Source organism: Advenella kashmirensis WT001 (assembly GCF_000219915.2).
Lineage (GTDB): Bacteria > Pseudomonadota > Gammaproteobacteria > Burkholderiales > Burkholderiaceae_B > Advenella > Advenella kashmirensis.
In genome coordinates, this window is sequence record NC_017964.1 from 4,342,958 (window position 1) to 4,365,995 (window position 23,038).

The 23,038-nt window shown below is 56.3% G+C and carries 17 protein-coding genes and 5 pseudogenes; 8 read left to right on the top strand and 14 right to left on the bottom strand.

Going from position 1 to position 23,038, the window contains the following annotated elements; genetic code table 11:
* Positions 1-4 precede the first annotated feature (4 nt).
* From TKWG_RS20460 to TKWG_RS20475, 4 genes are read right to left on the bottom strand one after another with little or no spacing between them, the layout of a single operon-like run.
* Positions 5-1,120, bottom strand: a complete 1,116-nt coding sequence (locus TKWG_RS20460; RefSeq protein ID WP_014752688.1) for an ABC transporter permease — start codon at positions 1,118-1,120, stop codon at positions 5-7.
* Between the two features lie 5 nt (positions 1,121-1,125).
* Positions 1,126-2,292, bottom strand: coding sequence for an ABC transporter permease (locus TKWG_RS20465; RefSeq protein ID WP_014752689.1), 1,167 nt, complete (start codon positions 2,290-2,292; stop codon positions 1,126-1,128).
* Positions 2,289-4,268 (bottom strand): ATP-binding cassette domain-containing protein, encoded by a 1,980-nt coding sequence (locus tag TKWG_RS24205; RefSeq protein ID WP_014752690.1) that lies wholly within the window; start codon positions 4,266-4,268, stop codon positions 2,289-2,291. The genes TKWG_RS20465 and TKWG_RS24205 overlap by 4 nt, the downstream gene beginning before the upstream one ends.
* Positions 4,265-5,308, bottom strand: a complete 1,044-nt coding sequence (locus TKWG_RS20475) for an efflux RND transporter periplasmic adaptor subunit (RefSeq protein ID WP_014752691.1) — start codon at positions 5,306-5,308, stop codon at positions 4,265-4,267. The genes TKWG_RS24205 and TKWG_RS20475 overlap by 4 nt, the downstream gene beginning before the upstream one ends.
* A gap of 160 nt (positions 5,309-5,468) precedes the next feature.
* Between TKWG_RS20475 and TKWG_RS20480 the strand changes: the two genes are divergently transcribed.
* Positions 5,469-6,143, top strand: coding sequence for a CerR family C-terminal domain-containing protein (locus tag TKWG_RS20480; protein ID WP_014752692.1), 675 nt, complete (start codon positions 5,469-5,471; stop codon positions 6,141-6,143).
* A gap of 4 nt (positions 6,144-6,147) precedes the next feature.
* On the opposite strand, the pseudogene TKWG_RS20485 reads toward TKWG_RS20480, so the two are convergent.
* The 4 genes and pseudogenes from TKWG_RS20485 to TKWG_RS20500 form a co-directional block, all read right to left on the bottom strand.
* Positions 6,148-7,343, bottom strand: a pseudogene (locus TKWG_RS20485) (CaiB/BaiF CoA transferase family protein).
* Positions 7,340-8,268, bottom strand: a pseudogene (locus TKWG_RS20490) (hydroxymethylglutaryl-CoA lyase). The pseudogenes TKWG_RS20485 and TKWG_RS20490 overlap by 4 nt, the downstream one beginning before the upstream one ends.
* A gap of 117 nt (positions 8,269-8,385) precedes the next feature.
* Complete coding sequence (locus TKWG_RS20495) at positions 8,386-9,456, bottom strand: LysR substrate-binding domain-containing protein (RefSeq protein WP_014752693.1); 1,071 nt, start codon at positions 9,454-9,456, stop codon at positions 8,386-8,388.
* Between the two features lie 12 nt (positions 9,457-9,468).
* Positions 9,469-10,422: a Bug family tripartite tricarboxylate transporter substrate binding protein gene (locus tag TKWG_RS20500; protein ID WP_014752694.1), complete on the bottom strand. Its 954-nt coding sequence runs from the start codon at positions 10,420-10,422 to the stop codon at positions 9,469-9,471.
* Positions 10,423-10,914: 492 nt separating this feature from the next.
* Between TKWG_RS20500 and TKWG_RS20505 the strand changes: the two are divergent.
* The 6 genes and pseudogenes from TKWG_RS20505 to TKWG_RS20530 all read left to right on the top strand — a co-directional run bounded on the left by TKWG_RS20505 (position 10,915) and on the right by TKWG_RS20530 (position 18,830).
* Positions 10,915-12,290 (top strand): annotated as a pseudogene (locus TKWG_RS20505) (MmgE/PrpD family protein).
* Positions 12,291-12,295: 5 nt separating this feature from the next.
* A complete protein-coding gene (locus tag TKWG_RS20510; RefSeq protein ID WP_014752695.1) occupies positions 12,296-14,446 on the top strand; it encodes an acetate--CoA ligase family protein in 2,151 nt (716 codons plus the stop codon).
* A gap of 38 nt (positions 14,447-14,484) precedes the next feature.
* Positions 14,485-15,633 (top strand): acyl-CoA dehydrogenase family protein, encoded by a 1,149-nt coding sequence (locus TKWG_RS20515; RefSeq protein WP_014752696.1) that lies wholly within the window; start codon positions 14,485-14,487, stop codon positions 15,631-15,633.
* Between the two features lie 134 nt (positions 15,634-15,767).
* Positions 15,768-16,546 (top strand): annotated as a pseudogene (locus TKWG_RS20520) (class II aldolase/adducin family protein).
* Between the two features lie 272 nt (positions 16,547-16,818).
* A complete protein-coding gene (locus TKWG_RS20525) occupies positions 16,819-17,766 on the top strand; it encodes a Bug family tripartite tricarboxylate transporter substrate binding protein (RefSeq protein ID WP_238534265.1) in 948 nt (315 codons plus the stop codon).
* Positions 17,767-17,870: 104 nt separating this feature from the next.
* Positions 17,871-18,830, top strand: coding sequence for a D-2-hydroxyacid dehydrogenase (locus TKWG_RS20530; protein WP_014752698.1), 960 nt, complete (start codon positions 17,871-17,873; stop codon positions 18,828-18,830).
* A gap of 75 nt (positions 18,831-18,905) precedes the next feature.
* On the opposite strand, the gene TKWG_RS26760 is transcribed toward TKWG_RS20530, so the two are convergent.
* The 6 genes and pseudogenes from TKWG_RS26760 to rpmH form a co-directional block, all read right to left on the bottom strand.
* Positions 18,906-19,403 (bottom strand): LysR substrate-binding domain-containing protein, encoded by a 498-nt coding sequence (locus tag TKWG_RS26760; protein WP_322786581.1) that lies wholly within the window; start codon positions 19,401-19,403, stop codon positions 18,906-18,908.
* Complete coding sequence (locus TKWG_RS26765; protein WP_322786582.1) at positions 19,376-19,789, bottom strand: LysR family transcriptional regulator; 414 nt, start codon at positions 19,787-19,789, stop codon at positions 19,376-19,378. Before TKWG_RS26765 ends, TKWG_RS26760 begins: the two co-directional genes overlap by 28 nt.
* A gap of 166 nt (positions 19,790-19,955) precedes the next feature.
* Positions 19,956-21,635 carry a membrane protein insertase YidC gene (gene yidC / locus TKWG_RS20540; protein ID WP_041709688.1) on the bottom strand — a complete coding sequence of 560 codons (1,680 nt, stop codon included), beginning with the start codon at positions 21,633-21,635 and terminating at the stop codon, positions 19,956-19,958.
* A gap of 93 nt (positions 21,636-21,728) precedes the next feature.
* Positions 21,729-21,985: pseudogene (yidD, locus tag TKWG_RS23440) on the bottom strand (membrane protein insertion efficiency factor YidD).
* Positions 21,982-22,377: a ribonuclease P protein component gene (rnpA, locus tag TKWG_RS20550; RefSeq protein WP_050981689.1), complete on the bottom strand. Its 396-nt coding sequence runs from the start codon at positions 22,375-22,377 to the stop codon at positions 21,982-21,984. Before rnpA ends, yidD begins: the two are co-directional and overlap by 4 nt.
* Before the next feature lie 62 nt (positions 22,378-22,439).
* The gene (gene rpmH / locus TKWG_RS22875; RefSeq protein ID WP_006578231.1) at positions 22,440-22,574 is read right to left on the bottom strand and encodes a 50S ribosomal protein L34; all 135 of its coding nucleotides are present in this window, start codon (positions 22,572-22,574) and stop codon (positions 22,440-22,442) included.
* Between the two features lie 257 nt (positions 22,575-22,831).
* On the opposite strand from rpmH, the gene TKWG_RS20555 reads away from it, so the two are divergent.
* Complete coding sequence (locus TKWG_RS20555) at positions 22,832-23,038, top strand: hypothetical protein (protein ID WP_171815201.1); 207 nt, start codon at positions 22,832-22,834, stop codon at positions 23,036-23,038.

Below are 23,038 nucleotides of genomic sequence, written 5' to 3' on the forward strand. Positions count from 1 at the left end.
ATTTCTACAGCTTGTTGCGAAATAGCCAGGCTGCAAGTGGCATGGTCACAAGTGTGATTCCCACAAATGGAATAAAGTCATGCCATAGCAGCGTGAGCGGCGCGCCTTCCAGATAGATTCTTCGCACCAGGTCTATGGCAAAGCGCAGCGGGTTGGCGTAGGTGACTATTTGCATGAATTGGGGCATGTTGCTCACCGGTGTTGCCAGGCCCGACAGCAGTGTGAGTGGCATAATCAGCACAAATGTGTAGAGCATGGCCTGCTGCATATTTGCGGACAGGGCCGAGATCGACAAACCGATCCCGACGATGGTGATCATGAACATCAGCATGGCCAGCAACAATGCCCAGAAGCTGCCGGTCATCGGAATATCAAACCAGTAAAGCGAGATCGCCAGCACCAGCATCGCTTGCGAGAGACCGATGGCAATGGACGGAAGGGCCTTGCCAATCATGATCTGCAGCGGCGTATACGGTGTGACCAGTAATTGGTCGAAGGTGCCCTGTTCGCGCTCACGCGCCACTGAGAGCGCCGCAAGCATGATGGTTTGTATCATGCTGAGCGAGGCGATCAGCGCCGGTACAATATTCCAGCGTGATTCCAGATTAGGGTTATACCAGGCGCGTGACATGACGGTCACTGCAGGTTTGGCATCCTGGCCATCGCGCTGGTTATAGGCCGATATGATCGCCTGCAACTGCCCGGCTGCGGATCCCGCTGTTGTGGAGTTGCGGCCATCCAGAATGACTTGCAAAGGTGTGGTATGGCCTGCCGACAGCAGGCGCTCAAAATCAGCACTGAAATGCACCACCAACAGGGCCGATCCTGTGTCAATCACATCTGAAATCTGGCTGGCAGAATCGAGCGTTGCGACCCGATGAAAAACCCCGGTGCCGTCAAAGCGCGCGATGAGTTCCGTGGATGCGCCGCCGCGACTTTCATCAAGGACGGCGTAGGGAACGTTAGTCAGATCGAAATTGGCGGCGTAGCCAAACAGCAGGCTTTGCAGGATCGGCGGCACGATCAGGATGACCCGATTGGCAGGATCCTTAAGTACCGCAATGAATTCCTTCTGGCAAAGATTGGCCAGGCGCAGCAGGTAGTTGAAAAAGGCCAGCATAGGGTTCAATCCAGTTTCTTGCGGGTGACAAAGCGTGCCAGCCCCAGCAAAACGATAGCGTAAATAGCCAGCACGCTGCAGTTTTTGATGATCAGCGGCCAGTAGTTACCGGCAAGGAAAAGCGATTTGACCAGTTCGAGAAAATAGGTTGCCGGGACCAGCTGGCCAATGACGTACACCGCTGTGGGCACATTGCGCAAATCGAAAATAAATCCGGTCAGCATCATGGCCGGCAGAAAGCTTGCCAGTAGTGCAACCTGGCTGGCCAGAAACTGGTTCTTGGTCATGGCAGAGATCAGCAGCCCGATGCCCAGGGAAACAAACATGTACAGCATGGATGCCAGCACCAAAACCCACATTGAGCCGTAAATAGGCACGTCGAACAGCACGCGGGCGGTTACCACGCACATCACCAGACCCAACAGGCCGATAAAAAAATAGGGGATGATTTTTGCGATCAGGATTTCGACAGGATGCACCGGGGTGACAAACAATGCCTCAATGGTGCCGCGCTCCCACTCGCGAGCCATGACCAGCGCAGTCAGAAAGGTTCCAACCAGTGTCATGATAAGTGCAATAAGCCCGGGAACCAGATACCAGGTGCTGTTGTTCGCGGCATTGAACCACATGCGATCTACAATCACCACCGCGCCCTGCGCGGCCGGACTGTGGCTGCGCGAGGCCTGCTTCTGTCCCCATATGGCTACCGCACCCTCCAGATAGCTTCTAATGGCACTGGCGCGTGTCGGGTCTGACCCGAGCAGCAGCGTTTGTACCTGGGCATCTCCGACAGATAGACGACGCGCGAAATCAGACGGGATTCTAAGAATGGCATCTGATTCATGCGCCTTCATCATCTCGGTGGCCTCATGCATGGATGTCACTTTGACCGGTACAAAATAGTCGGACAACTCCAGGCTGGAAACCAGGCTTTGCGCCACAGGCGAGGAGTCTTCCAGCACGACCGCCACTCGTGCATCACGTACGTCAAAGGTCAGCGCATAGCCGAAAATGAGAATCAGCGCTATCGGCAGGCCGATACCGATCATCAGGTTACTGGCGTCGCGCCACAGCTGGCGAAATTCCTTGCGTGTCAGTGATATCAGACGCAACCAGAAGCCGCCGCTACGATCCGAAGGCACTGCCCGCGCAAACTGCGGATCTCTGTTCATGCCGCCACCTTCTGGCCATTCTGGCGTTGGCTGCGTCCCTGCTCCACAATACGGATGAAGGCCGCTTCCATAGTCATCCTGTCAGTTCCGCCCGCCTGCGTACGTACTTCATCCGGTGTGCCGTACGCCACAAGTTTGCCTGCGTCCTGAATGACAATACGATCGCAATATTCGGCTTCTTCCATAAAATGCGTTGTAATCACAATTGTGGTGCCCCCACCGGCAAGCCTGGTTATGCGCTGCCAGAAGCCGCGACGCGCCAGGGGGTCAGTACCGCTGGTAGGTTCATCCAGAAACAGCACATCGGGCTCGTGCAGCAGTCCTACAGCCATGGCTAGGCGCTGTTTAACGCCGCCCGGTAACTGGCCCGCAGGCAGCTTCTCGTAACGTTGCAGTTCGAACTGCGCGGTAACGGCAGCAATACGCCGGACCAGCCGCTTACCCATGAGGCCATAGGCCCGGCCAAAAAAGCGCAGATTTTCCATCACGGACAGGTTGCCATACAGGGCGAACTTCTGCGAAACATAGCCAATACGCTGACGGGCTTCGGCGCGCGCCTTGCGCATATCCATGCCGGCCACTTCAGCGTGACCACTGGTGGCAGGCAGCAGCCCGCAAAGCATGCGAAAGGTTGTGGTCTTGCCGGCGCCGTTGGGACCAAGCAAACCGAAAATCTCACCGCGCTTGACGTTAAAGGTCGTGCTGTCCACGGCTGTAAATTCGCCGAACTTTCTGACCAGATCCCGGACATCAATCACAATACCGTTATGACCGTTTCCTGAAGCAGTGTGCGGGGCGTCCTGCAAGCGTGGCTGGTCTATGGTGCCTGCGGCGTTCTTACGGTTAGCGGGCGGCATCTGGTCCGAACCACCGTTGTTCGCAAGGTTCCCTGCAGCAGCATTCATATTCCGGGAAGCCTGACCGGTGGTTGTGCCCGTATCGATGCTATCGCTACTGCTACCGCTGCGCAGCAACACCATGAACCCATCCTCCAGACGCGCCTGTGCAGGTTCCAGCTGCCGCCCATTCAATTGCAATTGTGATGGCTCCGATTCGGGACGCCGTATGACACGAACGTCTCCCGCTTCCGGCACGGCATCAATAACGACGCTAGTGTTATCCAGCAACTGTGCCTGCAAGTCGCGAGGGTGTTCATCGCCGGTCGGCGTAACCAGATAGCACAAGTCACTTGCATGTGCACTGGTCATCTCCGGCGGGCCGCTGGAAAGCAGCCTGCCTTCATGCAGCACATAGACACTGGCGCAGCGTTCCGCTTCGTCCAGATACGCGGTAGTCAGCAGTACAGACAGTTGCTCCTGCTCTCGCAACTGCTGCACGATTTCCCATAATTCGCGCCGTGACAGCGGGTCTACGCCAACGGTTGGCTCGTCCAATAGCAACAACTGGGGCGAGCGAACCAGCGTACAGGCCAGGCCCAGTTTTTGTTTCATGCCGCCAGACAGTTTGCCAGCCAGGCGGGCGGTAAACCGCTTCAGGTCCGTCATTTCCAGCAGGTTGGCAAAGCGCTCCCTGCGCACGTCCTGTACAACGCCATGCAAATCGGCATACAGATCGAGATTTTCCTGCACGCTCAGATCTTCATACAGCCCGAATTTTTGCGGCATATAGCTGATGCGGTCCTGTACTGCCTGTGGATGGCGAGTGACGTCAATACCCAGCACCTGCAAGGTTCCTGTATCAGGACGCATCAGCCCGGATACAAGTCTGAGAAACGTTGTTTTGCCGGCCCCGTCGGGGCCGACAATCGCCGTGAGCTGGCCAGCGGCTACCTGCACATCCACGTTGTCCAATGCCTGCACAGTCGACCCAGTCTCCTTCACCTTGAAACGCTTACTGATACCGCTGGCGCTGACGGCCACGTCGGCACTTTCTGCCCCATCACCTTTTTTTTCGGCAAAACGACGACCCGTTGCTGCGGCAGCGTTGCCGTCAGCTGCAGGACTACGGCTGGTCATTTGTTTACTCCGGACGAGAGCCGCTTATCGGTATCAGGGGCCGCCTTGTCAAGTGCAATATTGACAGTTGCCGGCATGCCAAGACGTAGCCGGTTTTGCGGATCGTCAACCAGGATACGCACTTCATAGACCAGGCTGGTGCGCAGCTCTTCGGTCTGTACATTCTTTGGTGTAAATTCTGCCACAGGCGAAATATAGCCGACACGTCCGGAGATGGTTTCATCGGGATGGCTGTCGGTCATGATTGTGGCCGGCATATCGGGCCTGACGTGCCCGAGCTGGACTTCATTCACATAGGCTCGAACCCATTTGGGCGAGGTCAGGGCCAGGGTATAGGCAGGTTTGACCGGAGAGGCCATATCTCCGGGTTCCAGCAGCCGTGCGCGGACCACCGCATCGGTGGGTGATGTAAGGACGGACAGGGTCAATTGATGTTCCAGCAACGCCAGATTCGCTTTTGCTGCAGCCAATTCGGCCTGTGCCTGAGCAATATCCTCGTCGCGTGGGCCGATCTGCGCCAGCTTTAAGGCCTTGCGCTGGTTTTCCAGCTGCGCCTCGGCCACCTGAGCCGAGGCCAGTGTATCGTCCACTTCCTGTTTGCTGATCGCCTGGCCACCGGAGCGCGTCGCAATGTCTTTTAACCGTTTGTGGCGGATCTGCGCCTGCCGGGCCTCAGCCTGCGCCGCCCTGACCTGGGCCTGCAACTGCTCTACTTCTTCGGGGCGGGTGCCGTTTTTCAAACGTAATAACGCCTGCTCCTGTGCAGCTACTTGTGCCTTGGCCTGATCGGCCTGCAGTGCCAGACTGCGGGTATCCAGCGTGGCCACTACCTGGCCAGCCTTCACACTGTCGCCTTCTTCGACACGCATTTCGCGTACCCGGTCGCTGTTTTCAAAAGCCAGTGAAATCTGCCGGATATCGACATTGCCATAGAGCGTCAGATGATTGGCAGTTGGGGCAGGGCGCCCAAAAAACCACCAAGTACCTGCCGCGATGGCGATGATGCCAAGAACGACTACAACTGCAATTTTCTTATTCATGATTGAAATAATCCGTTCACCTTGTGTGTCGGGTAAGAGCAAATGAGCTATAATTCTAATTCAAATTTGAATTATATGTAAAGCACCCAGTCGTTATATTGATTCCAAATCTCATGATTGCAAAAAACAGATCTCCCAGCCAAAGCCCCCAGGCAGCCTCTTGGCAGTCTCCAGTGTTCGCAGCGGTCGCGCCAGTCGTAGCGATGGCGATGCGACAGTGCGTCATATTGTTGCGCAGGCCGGCGCCCTGTTTGCCGAACGCGGCTATGCGGATACAACCAGCAAGGCAATCTGCGAAGCCGCAGGCGTTAATATGGCAGCTGTGAATTATCATTTTGGCAGTCGTGATGGCCTGTACCTGGTTCTGCTCAAGGAAGTGCATCGCGAAGTCATGAGCCTGGATTTTGTGAGGCAGATCGGCCATAGTGCGGCGCCGCCTTCGGACAAGCTTTACCTACTGATCGAAGGGCTGTTGCGCGCAACTTATGATGCCAAAAGCTGGCATATTCGCTTGTGGGCGCGAGAATTGCTGGCGCCTTCACCCTTGCTGTCGCAAATTATGGAAGAAGACACGCTGCCCAAGTTCGAGGTATTACGCGATGTCATTATGGAGCTGACCGGCATGCAGGTAGCCGATCCGCAGTTGCTACGCTCCGTGTTAAGCGTCATCGGGCCGGTTATGATGCTGTTGATACTGGACCGGCGTATTGCCACCCCGATACAGCCGCTGTATTCGCACTCGGTCGAAGATATGGCTCGTCACATGCATACGTTTACGATAGCCGGATTGCAGGCGATCGCGCAACAGGCTGGCTATCCAGGCCCCGTAGCGTAATTGATTACGCTACCTTCAGCACCCCGGCTGCCGCCAGGCGGGCGATCTCGGCGGCTTCGTAACCCAGATCACGCAATACGCTCTCGGTGTGTTCGCCAATACGCGCGATGGGCTGCCGTGGCTGCAGACGCTGGCCGTCCATGCTGATCGGCAACAGGGGCATGGGCGTTTCTGATCCGTCTTCCAGTACCTGACGGCCCAGGCCACCGCTTTGCTGTAGGTGCGGGTCATCGAACAGTTCTTCAGGCTTGGTAATATAGGCAAACGGGATTTGCCGGGCTTCAAATATGGGCGCGAGCGCTTCGGCCTCCATATTCTTGAGCGTAGCGCCCAGTTCTGGAATCAGCCAGTCGCGCGCGAGCACACGATCGTTATTGGTTTTCAGGCGCGGGTCGAGATACAGATCAGGGCGCTGCAGAATCTCGCACAGTTCCTTCCATGGCGCATCGCCCGTTGCGGCGATAAACATGAGGCGGCCACCGGCCAGTTCGAAGGTATCATAAATACCCCAGGCGCTGATGCGTTCGGGCATGGGGTTGGCGGCCACACCTGTGACCGCATACTGTTGCATATGCTGGGCCGAGAGCAGCACGCAGTTTTCAAATAGCGCGCTTTGAATTTCTTTGCCCCGGCCGGTGCTGTTACGCTGAAATAGCGCGGCCAGGACACCCAGCGCACCGAACATGCCGCCCATGATGTCGTTTACCGAGGTGCCGGCACGCAGGGTCGGCCCACGGGACCCGTCATATAGGCCAGGCCGGCCATCATCTGCACCACTTCATCCAGGGCCAGGCGTTTCTCGTAAGGCCCCTGCAAAAAGCCCTTGTGCGACACATAAATAAGCCCCGGATTGCGCGCCTTCAGGCTGTCGTAATCAAGGCCCAGTGAAGCCATGCGGCCGGGCTTGAAGTTTTCGACAAAAACGTCTGCTGAATCAACCAGTTTCAGGACAGCATCAATGGCCTGCTGGTCTTTTATGTCAACCGAAATACTTTTCTTGTTGCGATTGAAGGTGCGGAAAAAACCGGCGCCGGCGCCCAGCAGTTCGCGGGTCTTGTCGCCGGTAAGCGGCTCTACTTTGATGACTTCGGCGCCCAGATCGGCCAGAATCATTCCGCAGGTAGGGCCCATGACCATATGGGACATTTCAACGACGCGGATACCTTCCAGGGGCAATGCTTGCGATGTGACAGAATTCATTGTGTTGCTCTTTGCTGCGTGAATGTGTTGGGCAGACCTGCCCGATTAATAAAGCCGTACAGGGGTTCCTGCGGCAAGGCCTGTGAGAGGATTTGCCGGCAGGTCAGCAGGCTTTGAACTGAAATACCGGTGTGATAGCCCATTGATTCGAGCATGAACACCAGGTCTTCGGTAACCACATTGCCGGTGGCGCCAGGCGCATGCGGGCAGCCGCCGATGCCGGCCAGTGAGGCATCAAATTCCCGGATGCCGTTTTGCAATGCGATAACCGTATTGGCCAGGCCCATACCACGGGTGTCATGAAAATGCATGCTGCGCAAACGCTCGCCTGCTACCGAACGCACCGCCGTAATGACCTGCTGCACCTGCGCAGGCGTGGCGTGCCCCGTTGTATCGGCAAGCGCCACGGTATCGGCGCCTGCTGCGATACTGCCGCGTACGACATTGCATACGTCATCTACCGGCACTTCCCCCTGCAGCGTACAACCGAACACGGTAGACAGGCCCGCGATCAGCGTCGTGCGAGCACCGTGGGCTTCAATCAGTTCACGGATACGGCCGAACTCCTGCACCATCTCCATGGGTGTGCGCCGGACATTGGCCAGGCTGTGCTGCGTACTGACAGAGATCGGCGCCACGATGCGGTGTACGCCGGCCTTCAGGCGTTTTCGGCGCCTTTCAGGTTGGGCACCAGCGCGGTGACGGTCAGCCCATCAAACTGCAGGGCATAGTCCACGATTTGCGCGGCGTCGGCCAACTGGGGCAACAGCCTGGGTGGAACGAACGAGGTAACTTCGATCTGGCGCAAGCCGGCATCGTATGCGGCGCTGATCCAGCGCTTCTTGGCTTCGGTCGGCATGGTGGTGGCGATGCTTTGCAGGCCATCGCGCAAGCCAACCTCCTGAATGTGGACATGATCTGTCATGACGGTTCCTTTACATTGATGGGAACAGTCTACGACGAATTGCCGTCTGCGGTAATGCCCGGATGGTCATGGTAACCATCAGGTTTCGTTATGGTTGGCGCGCTCCTGGCCTTTGCTCTACCCGGGCAAGTTACTGCCGGCCTGGGCCTGCAGATGATCAAAGAGCTTCTGGGCCGAGCCCGACAGCGCTTCGTTGGCGCGGGTACACAGCACGAAGTTGCGCCGCGCCCATGGATCGTCCAGCGGGATCAGCTCCAGATCATAAAGCCTGACATAGCGCTCCACGGCTTCGCGGGGCAGCGCCGCAATGCCCAGATTGGCTTCAATCAGCCGATAGGCCGCGTCAAAGGAACTGACATGTGTGCGATAGGTCAAGGTCTTGCCCTGACGGCCCGCGATATGCGACATCAGCGTATTCATGGAGGTTTGCATGGAAAAGCCGATTTGCGGATAGTCCAGCGTTTGCTCGAACATAAGCGATTTTTTGCCGGCCAGCGGGTGCGCCTTGTTGACCACGATCGCGAAATGGTCGTAGCGGTAGGGCGTCACACAGGTATTGCCGGTGGGCACGAAATCGCGGCAAATGCCGATATCGGCGTTGCCTTCTTCAATTTTCCTGGGTATATCACTACTGAAATGCTCTTCGAGATCAACCTGGATGTTCGGGTGGGCTTCCAGGAATGAGGTCAGGTCCGCCGGCAAAAATTCCATGATGGCCGAGACGTTGGACAGCAGTCGCACATGGCCCTTGACGCCCAGGGCGTGCTCACTCAATTCGCTTTGCAGCTTGCGATAGTCCACCATGATACTGCGGGCGTGTTTTAGCAGTACCTGACCGGCTGACGTAGGGGTTACACCACGCTGGCTGCGCAACAACAGCGGTGCACCAATTTTTCTTTCTATTTCTACCATGCGCTTGCTGACGGCAGCAGCAGACAGTAACTCCCGCTCGCCGGCACGGGCAATGCTGCCGGTTTCACACACGGCGATGAACAGATACAGGGACGTAGGATCAATGGACCACAAATCAAACTCGCGAAAATCAGGTTTGATCGGGATTAGAGCATCGGTAGCCATGTAAGTAAATAGTGAAAAACCATGCAAGAGCACAGCAGCCGCCAACCTGGCTACCTTGATAAAGCCGTCAGGAGCGCGGCAGGGCCATTTTACCGACCCGGCCTGCTCCAAGTATTAACTGCCTTATTTGAGCAGCGCTGCGCTCTCGTCGATGTCTTTTTGAATGGTTTTGCCAAACGTTTGAGGATCGGAGACAACAATATTGAAGCCAAGGCGTTCGAGCTTGTCTTTGACCTCTGCTGTGGCAAACACATCCTTGACGGTGGCCTGCAGCTTATCGCGAATGTCATCGGGCAGGTTGGCCGGAGCGATCATGCCAAGCCAGGGTTCGTAAACATAGTCGGTAACCCCTGCTTCGATTAATGTGGGCAGATCAGGCAGGATCTGGCTGCGTTTGGAAGACGTTACTGCCAGACCGCGCAGCATGCCACCCTTGATTTGTTCCGAAACGCTGGCCACGGCCAGAAAGGCGACCTGGATCTGGTTGGAGACCAGATCATTCACAATTGTATTGCCGCCCTTATAGGGAATATGGGTCATTTGCACACCCGCACGCTTCTCGAAAAGTACACCGGCCAGATGCAGGGCCGTGCCGACACCGGCCGATCCGTAATTGAGGCGTTTGGGCTCTTTCCTGGCCGCGGCAATCAGCTCGTCCAGGGTTTTGTAGGGTGATGTATTGGGTACGGCAATTACCAGCGGCGAGGTCACCAGATTGGATATCGGGGTAATGTCCTTCACTGAATCGTAGGGCAGGTTCTTGTGCAGGCTTGGGTTGACCGCATGGTTCGAGGAGATCAGCTCCAGGGTATAGCCATCGGGTTTGGCGCGAACCAGTTCGCGAGTGCCGGATATGTTGGATGCGCCGGCCAGGTTTTCCACCACGACAGATTGCTTGAGGGCCTGCCCCATGCTGGGTGCAAAGGTGCGGGCCAGGTTATCCAGCCCCGAGCCGGGTGAACTGGGCACAATCAGCCGAATGGGACGTTCAGAAAAACTGACTTCGGCCTGGGCAGCAGGCGCAAGCCCGAGTGCAACGGCACAGGTCAGCAGGAAAAAAGAGGGGTTCAGACGCATAAAGTTTGTCTCCGTGTTGGTGATCACGGCGCAATCACCACTGTGTTTATTTTGTAATTGAATCCTGTTGCCGTACAGGAAAGGCGCCGATTGTAACGCCATGGCCACCCGTAACAGCTTCGGTTGAAGTCTAAGCCGGATTTTGCGTCTGTGTAAGCTACCAAAAGTCATGGACAACATCACCTTTGGTGATGGCAGAGCGCTGGTCGCGAGTTGAGCGCCAACTTCGAGGGGGCGCTCGCGCAGTCAAGGTGCTCATGGACAACGTAGCCGCCAGTGGTGTCAGGTCGACTCCAATCACAAATGAAAGCGCGAGGGTAAACACCTCCTGCGGCGCGGGTTTTTGCCCGGCGGCTTGAAACCGGGTGATTGCTTGCACGGTACGAGATAGCAGCGTTCACAAACTTTCAAAGCCCGGCAGCGGCGTTTGCCTAGAATGAATACTTACATTTGCTTGCTGCCACAAGGCGGCCCTCACATACAAAGCGATCTATGCTCATACATGAACTTGCTCAATACGGCGCCCGGGAAAGCGGTGAACGCACGCTGACCGAACCGGTACTTCATCATACGAAGCGGGCCGTGCTTGACTGGCTGGCCGCGCTGTATCCCGGTACGCGCATGTCCCCCGGTGTAGAACTGGTTCAGGCGCATACGGATGAAACCGGTGTCGGTTTTGCCCGCCTGCCTGGGTTTGGCACTACTACCTTTCCGGCCACAGCCGCCTGGATCAACGGCAGTGTGTCGCATACGGTGGAGTTCGATGATATTTTCCGGGATGGTGTCTATCACCCGGGCTGCCCTGTCATATCGGCAGCACTGGCGGCGGCCGATACGCGAGACGCTGACGGCCTGGCGTTTATGACGGCGATCGTGGTGGGGTATGAAATATCTACCCGACTGGCTGCCGCCATTCAACCTGCGCACTATCGCTATTTTCATACGACGGGAACGGTTGGCAGTATTGGCGCCGCCGCAGCCGTGGCAGCGCTGTATGCGCCCGGCGATCAGACCGTGATGCAACATGCGATCGCTACTGCAGCGACGTTTGCTGCCGGCTTGCAACAAGCGTTCCGCTCCGACGCCATGACCAAGGCCCTACATGCCGGGCATGCTGCCGCGGTGGGCATACGGGCGGGCACAGCCGCCGCGGCCGGCGTAACCGGCGTGGCCGACATTCTGGAAGGTGAGGCTGGCTTTGCTGCGGCATTGGGTGGAACGCTGAATCTTCCGCTGGTGACCGCCGGGCTGGGCGTGGACTACAACATTACCCGCATTACCCAGAAAAATCATGGCTGTTGCGGCCATACCTTTGCTTCCATCGATGCCGCACTCGCGCTGCAGCAGGAACATGGGATCCAGCCGAATGACATCGCATCGATCCACATTGCAACCTATCAAACGGCGATCAACGTGACTGGAAATGCGGATCCGCTCACGGCATTTGAAGGCAAATTCAGCTTGCCCTATGTGGTTGCCATGCGCTGCGTCATGGGTCGGTCAGGCTGAACGCCTTCGATACTGAGCGACTCACCGATACGGATACGCGCGCCCTGATGAAAAAAATCTCGTTGACTGCAGATGAGGCGCTGACCGCCGCGTTCCCGCGCCACCGCTCCTCGCGTGTGACGATTGTGATGAACAGTGGCCAGGCTCACGAATACTATGCCCAGGATCGTAAAGGGGATCCGGAATGTCCGCTAGACGATAACGAACTTAATGACAAATATGATGAGCTGGTCACGCCGGTGCTGGGCGCCAGGCTGCGGCCGCACTCAAATCGCAGGTCTGGATGCTTGAAGCCCTGCAGGTACGGCAGCTGTCGCTTGGCTGATGCTAAACACAATAAAAATTTCATAATGAAGTAGTGGTAATGATGATGACACATGACGATCCAAATCAGCGCAGCGCTTGTTCTTCGACGCGTCGAACCTTTAACAGGGCCTTGCTCAATCCCGCGTCGGTCGCCCTCATTGGCGCCTCGAGCAATCAGAAAAAAAATACCGCCCGCCCCTTGCATTTCATGCAGAAACACGGCTTTGCCGGCACGATTTATCCGGTCAATCCGTCAGCCACGCATATCAATGGTGTCAAAGCCTGGGGCAACATCGACCAGCTCCCCGACAACGTGGATCATGCCTTTGTGATGATTGACAGTGCCGGAGTGGCCGACGTGGTGGAGCAATGCGCCCGTAAAGGTATCGGCGTGATTACCATCTACTCCGACGGCTTTGCCGAGGCGGGTGATGAAGGCATCCAAAGGCAACGGGACCTGTGTGTGACCGCAAGACGTCTGGGTGTACGAGTGCTGGGGCCCAACAGTATAGGCCTGGCCAACGTGCACAGCGGTGGCGTCATTTCTGTTAATGCCGCGTTCGAAATGGATAATCTGACAGCGGGCGATATCGGCATTATTTCGCAGAGTGGCTCGATGATGGGCTCGCTCATGTCCCGTGCCGCAGCGCGCGGTTTTGGTTTTTCCCACCTGGTCTCTGTTGGCAATGAAAGCGATATTTCCGTTGGTGAAATACTGGACGCCATGGTGGATGATGATGCGACCCGCGTGATACTGCTGTTTCTGGAAACCCTAAGGGATGTAGACACCTTAAGCGGCGCGCTGGAACGGGCGCGCAGCGCCGGCAAGCCGGTGATTGCATACAAGCTGGGGCGCTCGGAGCAAGGAGATGCATTGTCGCAATCGCACACCGGTGCCATTGCCGGCAATGACGCGGCCATGGACGCTTATTTTCGGGCGCATGGCGTCATACGCGTCAATATGCTGGAAGCGCTTTTTGAGATCGCGCCACTGGCTGCGCGCTATGCGCATTTGCGGCCACAGGCCTGGTGCGATACGCCGGCGCGTGTGGCGGTCATTACCACCACCGGCGGGGGCGCGGCAACCGTGGTCGATAACCTGGGCCTGCGCGGGTTTGTTGCGGTTGCTCCGCCTGCGCAATTCATTTCGCATATGGCCTCGCGAGGCCTGAACATACGCCAGACGCCGGTCATAGACCTGACCCTGGCGGCAAGCAGTGAACAGTACCAGGACTTGCTGACCGAAATCATGCAGACCGACTGGTGCGACGCGGTGTTATGCATCGCCGGCTCTTCGGCGCAATTTCATCCGCAATATGCGGTCCAGCCCATACTGAATGCAGTTGCAACCGAGCACGGTAACAGCAAACCATTGGTGGCGTTCCTGTCGCCAGAAGCACAGGCTTCTTTGCAGTTGCTGCAAAAAAACACCGTCGCTGCCTTCCGTACTCCCGAATCATGCGCCGACGCATTGGCCGCGTTTTTCGTGCCGCTGGTAAAGCGCCAGACAGGGCCATTGCCGCCTGTGATGTTGCCAGACGGCTGCCCGGCTGGCGGCAACTTGAGCGAGCCGGAGGCCATGTCGGTCTTTGCTGCGCTGGGCATTGATGTGGTTGCTTCCGCCATGGTGCAACCGCATGCGCCTGACCATTCAATTAACTATCCGGTGGTACTGAAGGTTGTCTCGCGGGACATTCTTCATAAAACCGAAGCTGGTGGCGTCAAGGTTGGCATTGATTCGGACGAATCTCTGGCGGCTGCGTTGAACACGATGGCTGATCAGGTCAAGACCCATTGCCCACAAGCTGTGATAGACGGCTATATGGTTCAGAAAATGGAAGGCCGCCTGATCGAATTGATGCTGGGCTATCGGCACGACCCGCTGGTTGGCCCGACCGTGATGCTCGGCGCCGGTGGCATCACGGCTGAACTCAAACCCGATTTTTCACTGCGCCTTGCGCCAGTGACCGAGCAAGTGGCCTGGCAGATGATCCATGAAGTGAAACATACGCAATTGATCCGCGGCTACCGCCACTTGCCGCCAGGGGATTGCAACGCGCTGGCCCGCGCCATTGTTGCCATCTCCAGGCTGGCGCTGATCGACTCTCAACCGGTGACCGAAGCTGAGATCAACCCGCTGTTTGTGCGAGCAGACGGCGTTGTCGCGGTTGATGCCGTTGTCCGTTTGCGCGAAATATCACATTTGTAATAACTATCAAACAAGTTTATAGCAGGAGTATAAAAGACATGGATTTCGAACTCAATACAGAACAAAAAGGATTTGAGTCGGCGGTGCGCCGCTTTGCCGAAAATGAATTGCGCGATGGCGCGGTTGCGCGTGCACATAGCCAGGACTATCCATGGGACATATCCGGTCGCATGGCTGATCAGGGTTTGCTTGGCATCACCATTGCTGAAGCAGACGGCGGGCTGGGCGGCACATTGATGGATGCCGTGATTGCCATACAAACCGTGGCATCGGTTTGTCCGCGCAGTGCTGACGTGGTTCAGGCGGGCAATTTCGGTGCGATCCGTGTGCTGGCTGAGTATGGATCCGATTTTCAGAAAGAGAAATATCTGAAGCCGTTGCTGGCAGGCAAGGCGCTAATCGCAGTTGGCATGACCGAACCAGATGCCGGCTCAGCCGTGACAGAGCTCAAAACTACCGCCACGCGTGACGGCAAGGGCTGGCGTATCAATGGAACAAAAATTTTCACGACACACGGACCGCATGCCGACTTCATTCTTGCCTACGTGCGCTTCGGACCGGGTACCAAGGGTATCGGCTCAGTCATGATAGAGACCAGGGCAGAGGGGATGCGATTGGGCAAACGCTCCGCCTTTATGTCCGACGAGGAATGGGTCGAAATTTTTATGGACAATGTCTATGTGCCCGATGAGCAAGTCGTACTGGGTGAAGGCGGATTTAAAAAACAGATTGCCGGTTTCAATGTGGAGCGGCTTGGCAATACCTCGCGTTCCCTGGCGCTGGGGCGATACGCCTACGAAGAGGCCAGGCAGTGGGCGCTGCAACGACGCCAGTTTGGCAAATTGTTGTGCGAGTTCCAGGGTATTCAATGGAAGTTTGCCGATATGCGCATCAAGCTTGATGCCGCACAGTTGCTGTTGTACAAGGCGGCCTCTGGCGCAGACAGCGGCTTTCCTTCACCTACCGAAACGGCCATCGCCAAGGCGTATTGCAACCAGATCGGCTTTGATGTGGCCAACGAGGCATTGCAGGTGATGGGCGGCATGGGTTATAGCCGTGAATCGCTGGTGGAATATTGTGTGCGTCGCTGTCGCGGCTGGATGATTGCGGGCGGCTCCATCGAGATTCTTAAGAACCGCATTGCCGAGGGGGTTTTCGAACGAACATTCTCGCAGCGGGCCTCGTAAGCTGCCTATTGCAATCAAAGAATATGTATTGCAATTGCGATATAGGGTTAACTCCAATGAGCGATTGGCGCAGCTGTGTTTTATTATGAATACTGTTGAATGCAAAAGAATACATATTTTTAAAGGAACAAACAATGAGTCAGATTCACCTGGCAAGTGCAAAACAGACATGCAGCGAAGCAGAATGGCAGGCGCGCGTAGATCTGGCTGCCTGCTACCGCCTGATGGCGCACTACGGCATGTCGGATATGATCGCCAATCACATCTCGCTGCGTGTGCCTGATGAAGAAGATGCTTTCCTGATTAATGCCTATGGGCTGCTGTACGAAGAGATTACGGCATCCAGCCTGCTCAAAATTGATCACAAAGGCAATCTGTTGAGCTCGCCGGACTTCGGTGAACTCAACTACGGCGTAAACAAGGCGGGCTTTGTGATCCACAGTGCGATCCACGAAGCCGCCGGGAAGTGGCCTGTGTGATTCACACCCATACCTGGGCCGGGATGGCGGTCTCCTCGCTCAAATGCGGGTTATTGCCACTGAATCAGACGGCCATGCGTTTTCTGCGCATTGCGTATCACGACTACCAGGGGGTTGTGCTGGATCTGAGCGAGCAGGAGTCGCTGGTCAGGGATCTGGGTGCGTCCGAAGCCATGATCCTGCGCAATCACGGCTTGCTTACCGTGGGCAACACCATAGGCGAGGCGTTCAACTGGATGCATCGCCTGGAGCTGGCCTGCCGTGCCCAGATTGCCGCCATGTCCTGCAATACACCGTTGAACGAGGTGAGCGCATCGGTGCTGGAAGAAACCTATAAAAATTACCAGCCCGGCACGCGTCGCCCCTACGGGTTGATGGAGTGGCCGGCATTACTGAGAAAAATGGAAAGGCTGGATCCGAGCTTTATGGACTGAGCCGGCGCTTTTATGTATGGCAGTGTCCGGCTATCGCGATCAGCCGCGCGCGCCGGTGCGGAACAGTAGCCGGTCTGCAAAACGAGTTGTGGTATTACCAATGCAAGCAATATGGACGCCACTGCGGTGATCCATGAGCGCGCGCGCATATCTGCGGCTGCGTGCGGGAAAAGAGCAGGGAAAAAGAGCAATTTACAGATGTAATTACTTCAATAAAGACGAGGAGACAGAACATGTACAGGTGTAATTCAAAGATCGGGCAGGCCGCCGTTTTGGCCACACTTATGGCCATGCACGCGGGAGCATCAACTGCCCTGGCGCAAGACTGGCCGACCAAGCCGGTGAAAACGGTGGTTGCCTTTACTGCCGGTGGCACCACCGATATTATTGCGCGCGAAGTAAGCAATGAGCTGGGCAAGATGTGGGACCAGAGCGTTGTCGTAGAAAACAAGCCGGGTGCAGCCGGTAACATTGGTACCGGTGCTGTGGTCAGCGCCAAACCAGATGGCTATACGATACTGATGAATTCTATCGGCCCCATCGCTGTCAATCCCTACATTTACGCCAAACGCGACTTTAATACAATGACTGATCTGCGCGCAGTGGTATTGGTGGCTGATGTACCCAACGTGCTGGTTGTGGCGCCTTCACTGAATGTCAAATCGGTACAGGAACTGACTAAACAGATTGAGGCCAAGCCGGGATCATTCAATTGCGCGTCTACCGGTGTCGGCACGGCCGCGCATTTATCATGCGCCATGATGGCCAAAACCCGCAATCTGACCGTCACGCATATTCCCTATAAAGGCGCGGATGCCTTGAATGATGTCATGTCCGGACGCGTGCAGTTCATGTTTGCCACATTGCCTTCGGTCATGGGAAGTATCAAGGGAGGCAAGCTAATCCCGCTGGCTGTGTCTACCACGAAACGCTCGCCTGCACTTAAAGACGTACCAACCATGCAGGAGGCTGGCTACAAAGACTTTGCCATGGGATCCTGGTTCGGCTATTTTGCGCCGGCAAAAACACCAGACAATATCATTCAGAAACTAAACAAGGATATCAATACCGTATTACAGAACCCCACGGTCAAAACCAAGCTGTCCAATGAGGGTGCCGAGCCGGTGGGAGGTACTGCCGAATCCTTTACCCAATTTGTGAAGGCGGAAAACGAGAAGTGGAAGGCATTTACGGCGGAAATGAATATTTCTGCAAAATAAGCCGTTGCCGCCTCCAATTGCGGCCGGACTGGTTCATTATCTTCCCATGATGGGCAGGCGTATCTGCCTGCCTTTCTCCTTACTCTCTATTGCACTTGAAAACCATGGCAACACAGGCATTGAATGTACTGATCTCGGCAAAGGCGCTGGCGTATGTGCGCGAGGCTGCAAGGGCGCGCTACGGCCTGGATCAGATCCACTTTATACCCTATAACGGTCGGCAGCTGGATGAGCAGACCCTGGCGCAGGTTGATATTGCATTTGTGTCACGGGATATCACGGGGCGTTCAACCAAGTATGTACTGGATCCTGCAACGGACAGCTTTTACCGGATGATGGAGCAAGCGCCTAACCTGCAGTGGGTGCATGTTCATTCGGCGGGGGTGGATCGCCCGGTCTATGTACGCTTGCGTGACAAGGGGCTCAAGGTAACCAGTGCCACTGGCGCACTGTCGGGGATTGTCGCGCAAAGCGTGCTGGCTGCGGTGTTGGCGTTGAACCGGCGCTTCCGTTTTCTGGAACAGGCACAGCGCGAGCATGTCTGGGCGCCGCTGCTGGATGAATTGATGCCAGCGGATCTGCAGGGGCAGCACGTGGTGCTGGCCGGCTGGGGGCCCATAGGGCAAACCATACAGCGCTATCTGGACATGCTTGGCATGCGGGTGACCGTATTGCGCAACAGCGCCGTTACCACCCCGACAGACATTTCCATGGTGTCATACGACGCCCTGCATCGGATACTGCCGGAAGCCGACTGGCTGATCCTGGCCTGTCCGTTGACGGAAACGACGCGTCGGCTGGTTGATCGCAAGGCGCTGGATGCGATGAAAGCGGGCGCCTGTATTGTTAACGTGTCGCGTGGCGAGGTCATTGACGAAGCGGCACTGATCGAGGCTTTGGGGAGCGGTCATATCGGCGGCGCGTATCTGGATGTAGTGGAAAAAGAGCCGCTTGCATCGGATTCACCGCTGTGGGATATGCCAAACGTCATTGTATCGCCGCATACGGCCGGCCATTCCACCGGTAACGAAGCACGTGTCGCCGACATTTTCCTGGAAACCTGAACAACTGGGTTCAGGGGCGGCCATTGCGCAATCTGGCGCGTTAACGACTGAACGCAAGGGTGCCGGAGACCCGCATCATTGCATCAGCGCATCCAGCAACTCGCGAATCAGCGGCTGCTGCGCGTCTATGGCCTTGACACAGACATAGAACTGGCGTTGTGCCCAACTATCATTCAGATGCAACAGTTGCAGCCCCATAGGCTGCAAATAGTTGGCCGCGATTTTTTCGGGCACCACGCCAATACCCAGGCCTTCCATGATCATCCGGCAGCGCGCTTCAAAATTGGAGACCTGCAGGTTCACATTGGGCGGGCGCGACAGTGAGGGTTCCACATAGGCCAGAAAAGAGTCCAGCGAATGGCGGGGAAAGTAGCCAAGCAGGTCGTACTCCAGCGCTTCCTCAAGATACAGTGACTGCCGTTGCGCCAGCGGGTGCCCATTTGGCACGACCAGCCCTACCCGATCCTGTTTGTACGGATAGGACACGACGCCCGTGGCTGGCTGGTCTGCATGATAAATCCCAATATCGCCCGAATCCTCTGCGATTAGCCGTGTACATCGTAGCTGTGGCACTCGACCAGATCGATCCGCAGTCGGCTATGGCTTTTAAGGTACGACGCCATCTGCTGCGGCAGGAACTGCAATATGGTTGACGGATTGGCCAGCAGTCGCAATTGGGCTTTTCCGTCATTGGCAAATTCGTGAATCAGATTCTCGGTCAGGCGCAAGTTGCGCAGGATGGATTTGGCGTGCTGGTATAGCAACATGCCCGCCGGTGTGGGTTCAACCCCGCGGCCGTGCCGCGAGAGCAGGGTTTTGTCCAGATGCTGTTCCAGGTCGGTAATGCGCTTGCTTATTGCGGATGTCACCAGATTTTCGCGCTGCGCCGCCCGGGACAGGCTTTTTTCCTCTACGGCAGCAACAAAGGCTTCCAGGGAAGGGATATCCAGCTTTTTCATGCGTCTCTCTTATGTGTATTCTGGTGGTCGCAAGCCGACCCATGAGGTGCTGCAAAATCATAACACGAACAGCAGGGCAGAAAAAAACCGCCATTGCATTTGCAATAGCGGTCCTTAAGCCCTTGCGGGCGGCCTTGCCGGCAGACCCAGAAGATCTGCCGCTGGCTTAGCCTATCTTGGCGTCGTTGGCTGCCTTGTTCATATTGTGTGTAATGAACCATTGCTGAGCAATGGACAGCACGTTATTGACGCACCAGTACAGCACCAGGCCGGCCGGGAACATAAACATCATGGCGCCGAAAATAAGCGGCATGAACATCATGATCTTGGCCTGCATCGGATCCGGTGGTTTCGGATTCAGACGCATCTGCAGGAACATACTGGCCATCATGAAGATTGGCAGAATGAAGTAGGGATCGTGTACCGACAGATCGTGAATCCAGCCGATCCAAGGAGCACCGCGCATTTCGACGCTGGCCAGCAGGACCCGATACAAGGTCAGGAAGACCGGGATCTGTACCAGAATCGGCAGACACCCACCCAACGGATTGATTTTTTCATTACGGTACATTTCCATCATGGCAGCGTTGAGCGCCTGACGGTCATCACCGTACTTCTCTTTCATGGCCTGCATGCGCGGCGCGACGTTCTTCATCTTCGCCATGGATTTGTAGCTGGCGGCCGATAGCGGGAAGAAAATCAGTTTGATCAGGACGGTAAGCAGAACGATGGTCCAGCCCCAGTTGCCCACAATCGAATGGATCCATTGCATAACCGCAAACATGGGCTTGGCAATGATCGTGAGCCAGCCGTAATCGACCACAACGTCCAGGCCGGGAGCGACAGAAGCCAGTGCATCCTGGTCCTGCGGACCGACCCAAAGCTCAGCATTGGTGGTGATACTGGCACCAGGCGCCAATGTGCCCAGCGGCTCGACGGTGCTGACCGCGTACAAGCCTTCGGGAGTTTTACGCAGGTTATAAAGCCGATCTTTGCCTTCCGGTGGTACCCAGGCGGTGACAAAATAATGCTCGATCATGGCGATCCAGCCGTCTTTGGCCTGCTTAATATACTCGGCGCTGTTTTTATCTATGTCTGAAAAAGAGAATTTCTGAAAGCGTCCCTCTTCAGTGTAGATCGCCGGACCGGTAAAGGTATGGTAAAAACTGGAGGCCCCCGGAGGATCTTTGCTGTCACGGGTGATCTGCAGATACTGCGATGGCTGTTGCGGTTCCTGGCTGGTATTGGTAATCACATCCTTTACGTCAACCCGGTACGTTCCCTTGTTGAAGGTATACGTACGCGTTACTTTCAGGCCGCCCGATTCGGATTCAAACACAACCGGCAGCGTATCGCCGGTCATGGTTGTCTCGGTCGACACCAGCTTGAACGGTTTGTATTGGTCAGGATAGTTTTTCTTCTGGCCTGCCGGGGCAACAATACCGCTTTGTACCGTATAGCGCGAGGTCTCGTTGTTTTCCAGCAGAACGGCAGACTTGGTTTCATCAGCCGTATCCCGGTGCTTGCGCAGTTCGGCATGGACCAGTTGCGCACCCATCGTATCGAACTGGAGACGGAACTCATCGGTTTCGACGTCAACAATCTCGGATGGTGCGCTAGTGGCAGCCTGTGCCTGGGCAGGCGTGGTTGACGCACCCGGCACTGCTGGTGCAGACGGCGTATCGGCTTGCGGTGTTGCCGAAGCCGGTGCAGTATTATCCTGCTGCGCGACCTTGGGCTGTTCGCCAAGAAGAGAGGGATGACCGGTATAGGTTTGCCAGTTGTTCCACAGCATAAATGCCGAGAAAACAAATATCATCCAGAGTATGGTGCGTCGGATATCCATGTAACCTGATTACAGTAAGAGCGGTTGGAAAAACGCACTAGTGTAACCCAGTGCATATTGCGGGAATGCGGTTTTGCAGGCAGTCTACTGAAATTATTCATGATTTGCCGCGGTTGTGGCGCCTGTGGAGGCCTTGGCCGGCGGCACCGGATCATGACCGCCCTGGCTAAAGGGATGACAGCGACAAAGCCGTTTGGTTCCCAGCCACAGGCCCTTGCCGGCCCCGTGCGTGTGAATGGCCTGTTCCATGTAAGCAGAGCAGGTGGGGTAAACCGACAGGACTGACCGACCCAGGGACTGATAAAGTACCGGTAAAAACGGATCGGCGCAATCAGAATCTGACGAATCATGGCCGTTCCTTGTGCTCGGGTCGCGGGGCCAGCGCGCGTGCAAAGTGGCTATCGACTTCCTGGCGCACTCGTTGCCGCAGCACGGTCAGCGAACACGGTTCGATCTTGCCGTGCAGGCGCACCAGATAGTCTGCGGCCGGCAGGTTCAGGCGGTGATGACGAAAGGATTCGCGAATAACCCGCTTGATGGTGTTGCGGGTTGTCGCTCGCACAGCAAAGCGCTTGGCGATAATCATACCCAGCCTTGCTGTGGGCTCGGGCAAAGGGGGCGAGGGCTGCGCGTGGTTCAGAGTGAACAACGCCCCCCGGGACACACGTCTTCCTTTCAGAAGATTCGTGAATTCAGAGGGGCGGTGCAGTCGCGCCGCTTTGGGATAGGTGGCGCTTTGCATGAAACGGACAGGAACCGTCTTCTGCCTGGTCAGGCGCGATCGGATCGGGGTCCGGATCGCACTCAGACGGCCAGACGTTTACGGCCTTTGGCGCGGCGAGCGTTGATCACGGCGCGGCCACCACGGGTTTTCATGCGGACACGAAAGCCGTGTGTGCGTTTGCGACGAGTTACGGAAGGTTGGTAAGTACGTTTCATGGAAATTCCACCAAAAATAAAGAGCTAAAGTTAAATACGGCTACTGCCGGACGGTTTGTTCGCCGCCGCTAGTCAAGACAAAAGCATTGATACGGTGACTCTGCCCGCAGCCAAATCTCACAGGGTGAGGTTCCGGCCGATAACGGGTTACAGCAAAGGCTGACCGCAGGCTGTCTGTTGCGTTGTGTCGCCATGCCAGCCTAATTGGCTGTTTCACTGACGATCCATCACATTGTTCTGCGCCGCTCCAGGATCGCGTGTTGCCACTTGCAATCCGTATGAGCGGGCTGGTTTGCTGCCCGACCCTGGCCGCCCATTGGGCAACCGACTTGCTTGTCGTGTGCCCGGTGCCGGTTGCAGCCCGCATGCGCGGACATGAGCAACATGGCAGAAAGCGAACCGACAACAGCAAAGCCCAGGTTCACAACCCATTGAATAACAAGGGAAATGTCGAACCTGCTTAA